5 protein-coding genes and 1 tRNA gene are annotated in these 5,394 nt (G+C 64.0%); 2 read left to right on the top strand and 4 right to left on the bottom strand.

Features of this window, described 5'->3' with window-relative positions:
• Both Q0094_RS14025 and ychF read right to left on the bottom strand, forming a co-directional pair.
• Positions 1–90, bottom strand: a tRNA-Ser gene (locus Q0094_RS14025).
• Between the two features lie 52 nt (positions 91–142).
• Positions 143–1,240 (bottom strand): redox-regulated ATPase YchF, encoded by a 1,098-nt coding sequence (gene ychF, locus Q0094_RS14020; RefSeq protein ID WP_297620890.1) that lies wholly within the window; start codon positions 1,238–1,240, stop codon positions 143–145.
• 188 nt (positions 1,241–1,428) lie between these two features.
• On the opposite strand from ychF, the gene Q0094_RS14015 reads away from it, so the two are divergent.
• Positions 1,429–2,799, top strand: a complete 1,371-nt coding sequence (locus tag Q0094_RS14015; RefSeq protein ID WP_297620887.1) for an MATE family efflux transporter — start codon at positions 1,429–1,431, stop codon at positions 2,797–2,799.
• A gap of 53 nt (positions 2,800–2,852) precedes the next feature.
• A complete protein-coding gene (gene trpA, locus Q0094_RS14010) occupies positions 2,853–3,644 on the top strand; it encodes a tryptophan synthase subunit alpha (RefSeq protein ID WP_297620884.1) in 792 nt (263 codons plus the stop codon).
• A gap of 12 nt (positions 3,645–3,656) precedes the next feature.
• Here trpA and Q0094_RS14005 read toward each other — a convergent pair whose 3' ends face one another.
• On the bottom strand, positions 3,657–3,989 hold the full coding sequence (locus tag Q0094_RS14005; RefSeq protein WP_297620881.1) for a DUF1992 domain-containing protein: 333 nt from the start codon (positions 3,987–3,989) through the stop codon (positions 3,657–3,659).
• A 97-nt stretch (positions 3,990–4,086) separates the two neighbouring features.
• The coding region (locus tag Q0094_RS14000) for a class I tRNA ligase family protein (protein WP_297620878.1) at positions 4,087–5,394 on the bottom strand (1,308 nt) is incomplete at its 5' end.

Raw genomic sequence — 5,394 nt, 5'->3', positions numbered from 1 at the left:
TGGCGGAGACGAAGGGATTCGAACCCTCGAGACGGTTTCCCGCCTGCACCCTTAGCAGGGGTGTGCCTTCGACCACTCGGCCACGTCTCCGCTGATCGGTCTAATCGGGGCAAGCGGCGGCGACAAGCGGAAATCGGAGGGATCAGGCGTTGAAAAGGAAATGGAGGACGTCGCCGTCCTTGACCTCGTAGGTTTTCCCCTCGACCCGCATCTTGCCGGCATCCTTGGCGCCGGCTTCGCCACCCAGTGCCACGTAATCCTCATAGGCGATGGTTTCGGATCGGATGAAACCGCGCTCGAAATCGCCATGGATGACGCCCGCGGCCTGCGGGGCGAGCGTGCCTTGGCGGATCGTCCAGGCGCGGGCTTCCTTGGGTCCGACGGTGAAATAGGTCTGCAACCCCAAGAGCCCATAGCCCGCCCGGATCAGCCGGTCGAGGCCAGCCTCCTCCAGCCCCATCTCGGACAGAAACAGCGCCGCTTCCTCGCGGTCGAGTTGTGCGATTTCCTCTTCGATCTGGGCCGAGATGATGACATGGGCCGCACCTTGCGCGCGGGCCATGTCGGCCACCTTGGCCGATTGCGCATTGCCGCGCGCCGCGGACGCTTCATCGACGTTGCAGACATAAAGGATCGGCTTGGAGGTCAGCAGTTGCAGCATTTTCCACGCCTTTTGATCATCCTCGGCGACGGGCACCAGGCGTGCGGGTTTGCCCGCCTCCAGCATGGCTTGCGCCTCCTTCAGCAGGCGCTCCTGGGCCACGGCATCCTTGTCGCCGCCCCGCACCTTGCGGCTGAGGTTCGCAAGCCGTTTTTCAACCGATTCCAGATCGGCCAGCATCAATTCGGTCTCGATCGTGTCGGCATCCGCAATGGGATCGACGCGCCCCTCAACATGGGTCACGTCACCATCCTCGAAACAGCGCAGCACATGGGCGATGGCATCGGTTTCACGGATATTGGCCAGAAACTGATTGCCCAAGCCCTCGCCCTTGGAGGCGCCCTTCACGAGACCTGCGATATCGACGAAGGTCATGCGCGCAGGCACAATCTGTTTGGATTGCGCCATGGCCGCCAGCCGGTCAAGCCGCGGGTCGGGCACCGCGACCTCACCCACATTCGGTTCGATCGTGCAAAAGGGAAAATTCGCCGCCTGTGCGGCCGCTGTACGGGTCAGCGCATTGAAAAGGGTGGATTTGCCGACATTCGGCAGCCCCACGATGCCCATCTTGAAACCCATCTGCGCATCCCTTGTTTCTGGCGATCCGCGCGCATCTAGGGTGGGTCAGGGCATGGCGTCAAGCCGCAGAGCCTGTTAGGGGGATGCCGCTGCGCCGGCGGCAGCACCGCTTGCGTGCGCAAAGATCGTCTCCGCATCGCAGGGGGCGCGGTCACACGACCCAAACACTGCAGCGCAGGGGCCTGATGATGGTACAGACGGACAAACCCATGCCACCCTTGCCCCACCCCGAACCGAGCCCGCTGCGCGCCGAGATCGGGCCGCTTGTGTCGCTGTCGCTGCCGATGATGGTCGGGCTGTCGGCAGCCACGCTGATGGGGGTCGTGGATACCGTCATGGTGGCGCCGCTTGGCACCGTGCCGCTGGCTGCCGTGGGCATCGCTTCGGCGGTGGTGATCGTGTTTCTGGCTTCGCTCTGGGGGATCATCACGATCACCAGTGTGCGTGTGGCACAAGCCCATGGGGCGGGTGATGCGGGCGCGGTCGGTGCCGAATTGCGCGCGGGTCTGGTTCTTGGCGCGCTGGGCGGCATGGTGGCTGCGGTGTTGATGGTGGGGCTGTTGCCGTTTCTGGGCGCCATCGGCCAACCGCCCGAGGTGATCGCGGCGGTGCCGCTCTATTGGGGGCTGGTCGCCGTGACGCTGGTGCCCACGACCGTATTCTTTGTTCTCAAGGGGCTGTTCGACACCATCGGGCGGCCCTGGACCGGGGTGGGGCTGGGCTATCTTGGGGTCGTGCTGAACATCCCGCTCAACCAGCTTTTCATCTATGAGGCGGGGCTAGGGCTATCCGGCGCGGGTCTGGCCAGCCTTTTGGCGCAAGCGATCACATTGGCGGTCGCGCTTTTGGTCTGGTCGCGGGCGCGAAGCCTGGCGGCGTTCCGGCACAAGTCGCCGGGTCTGGCGGCACGGGTCAGGGCACAATGGCGCGATGGGGCGCCTTTGGTGCTGGGCTATGCGGGCGAAGGCGGGTCTTATGCACTGATCGGGGTGATGATCGGCTGGCTGGGGGCCACGGCCTTGGCCGCCAATCAGATCGTCCATGCGGTGGCGGGCATGGCCTATGTGTTCCCCCTCGGCATGGCGGGGGCAGCATCCATCCGCGTGGGTCTGGCGGTGGGGGCAGAGGAACGCGCCCGGTTGCGGCCCATCCTGAAGGCAGCGCTCATGATCGTCACGGGCTGGATGCTGGCGGTGATGGCGGTTCTCCTGATCGGGGGGCACGCCATTGCAAACCTGCTTTCGGACGACCCCGAGGTGGTGGCGCTGGCCACGACGCTGTTTTTGGCCGTGGCCGCGATGCAGGTCTCGGATGGGGTGCAATCCACATCGCTGGGGGCGCTGCGTGGCATGCTGGACACGCGCCAGCCCACGCTGATCTCGCTGATCGCCTATTGGCCCATCGCCCTGCCGGCGGGCTATGTCTTGGGCTTTGTTGTCGAATTGGGCGCGGTCGGGGTCTGGATCGGCTTTTGTCTTGGGCTGAGTGTGGCGGCCGTGGCGCTGCCTTGGCGTTTTTGGCGCCTGACAAGGGCTGTGGATGGTCCAAAGGGCCATTGATTTTCTCTGCCCTTTGGACCACACCCAAGCCCGAAGTTGACACAGGGGCAGCCATGACACGGATCGACACCACCTTTGCACGGCTGAAGGCCGAGGGCAAAAAGGCTTTCGTGGCCTATGTCATGGCGGGGGATCCCGATTACGAGACGTCACTGGAAATCGTGAAATCCCTGCCCGGCGCGGGCGTGGACATCATCGAATTGGGCATGCCCTTTACCGATCCCATGGCGGATGGCGAAACCATCCAGCTGGCTGGCCAACGCGCGCTCGAAGGCGGTCAGACGCTCGACAAGACGCTCCAGATCGCGCGCGAATTGCGCAAGGTCAACGACAGCACCCCGATCGTGATGATGGGCTATTACAACCCGATCTATTCGCGCGGCGTGGCAAATTTTGTGGCGCAGGCAAAAGAGGCAGGCATCGATGGCCTGATCATCGTCGACCTGCCGCCCGAGGAAGATGACGAACTGTGCATCCCCGCGCAAAAGGCCGGGCTGAATTTCATCCGGTTGGCCACCCCCACCACCGATGACAGGCGCCTGCCCAAGGTGCTGCAAAACACCAGCGGTTTTGTCTATTACGTTTCGATCACCGGCATCACGGGTGCCGCCGAGGCGCAGGCCGCCGATGTCGCCCCCGAGGTCGCGCGCATCAAGGCCCAGACCGACCTTCCCGTGATCGTGGGCTTTGGCATCAAGACGCCCGAGGCCGCACAATCGATTGCAGGCATTGCTGATGGCTGTGTCGTGGGTTCTGCCATCGTGGCCCAGATCGCGTCCGGCAAATCGGTCGCAGAGATCGCGGGCTTTGTTGCCGGGCTGGCCGCAGGCGCGCATCGCGCCTGAGGGGCGCAGCCCTCAGCGCATGAATTTCCGCCGCGCCTCGACCGCGATGGACAGCTTCATGTCCAGCTCGGCGATCTTGGCCATGGCTGTGCGCTTGTCGGCCTCGGTCTTGGTGAGGGCATAGTCTGCCTTCGCGGCCTCAAGGGCTTTGCGCAGCCCCACCTCCTCGGGCAGGGCACCGTGTTCGGCCATGATGCGATAGCCCACGGCTTCGCCCGCATCCACAAAGGGTGCCTCTGGGTGCTCGGGCAAAGGCTTGCCCTCACCGGCCAGACCCGAAAGCTTGCCTTCGGCCCGGGCCTTGAGCATGCGCCGTTCGGCAAGACGTTCAAGCCAGCGTGACATGATCGGCAGCATAGCACGGCATGGTGCGAAAATCCCGCGATTTCCACATCCGAAAAACGCGCGCTTTTCGGGTGACAAAACCGCGGTTTATCCGGGCTCACCCGATCGCGGCCAAACGCGCCAGCGCCTCCGCCAGCTTGCCCGCTTCCTCCTCGCGGGTGGCAAGGTTCTCGCGGGCTTCATCCACGATCTCTTCGGGGGCGCTTTCAACGAATTTGGGATTGCCAAGCCGTCCCTTCAGCCCGCCGATTTCACGGCCAAGCTTTTCGAGCGTCTTTTCCAGCCGGGCTTTTTCTTCGGCCACATCGATCAGATCGGCGATGGGAAGGCCAAAGACCGCGCCTTCGGCCGCAACCGTCACGGCACCCTTGGGCATGATGTCCACCCGCGTGACCGCCGACAGGCGCGCCAGCCGCTCGATCATGGCCGCGTTGCGCGCAAAAGCCGCCTGCCCGCGCGCATCGAGTTCCACCTGCAAAAGCTGCACCTTGAGACCCGCAGGCACATGCATCTGCGCCCGGATCGATCGTATTTCCTCGATCAGCCCGATGACCCAGCCCATCTCGCGGTCGGCGTCCGCGTCGATGAACTCGGCGCCATAGGTCGGCCAATCGGCATGGACCAGCATGGTGTCACGCCGGGTAATGGCCCCCCAAAGCTCTTCGGTGATGAAGGGCATGGTGGGGTGCAACAGGATCAGGCACTGGTCGATGACCCAAGCCATGGTCGCGCGTGTTTCCGCGATCACGGCCGCATCGCCTTCGGCCAGAAGCGGCTTGGCAAACTCCACATACCAGTCACAGACGCGGCCCCAGACAAAGGCGTAAAGCCCGGCGGCCGCATCGTTGAAGCGGTAGCCCGACAGCGCCTCGTCATGGGCCATGCGCGCGCGCGCGGTTTCGCCCACGATCCAGCGGTTGACGGTCTGCGTGACCGACGCCGGGTCAAAGCCCGCCACCGGATGACATCCGTTCATCTCGGCGAAACGCGCGGCATTCCACAGCTTGGTGCCGAAATTCCGATAGCCCGCGATCCGGTCTTTCGACAGCTTCAGATCACGCCCCATCGCCGCCATCGAGGTCAGCGTAAAGCGCACGGCATCGGCGCCAAACTCGTCGATCAGTTCCAGCGGGTCGAGGACGTTGCCGATGGATTTCGACATCTTGCGCCCCTTCTCGTCACGGACAAGGGCATGCACATAGACATCGCGGAACGGCACATCGCCCACCACGGCCAGTTGCATCATCATCATCCGGGCGACCCAGAAAAAGATGATGTCGAAGCCAGAGACCAGCGTGGAGGTCGGGAAATACCGCTTGAGTTCCGGCGTCTGTTCCGGCCAGCCCAGCGTGCCGATGGGCCAAAGACCGGAGGAGAACCAGGTGTCGAGGACATCGGGGTCGCG

This window comes from uncultured Roseicyclus sp. (assembly GCF_937892565.1).
Lineage (GTDB): Bacteria > Pseudomonadota > Alphaproteobacteria > Rhodobacterales > Rhodobacteraceae > Roseicyclus.
This window is presented reverse-complemented; position numbering and strand designations above follow the sequence as displayed.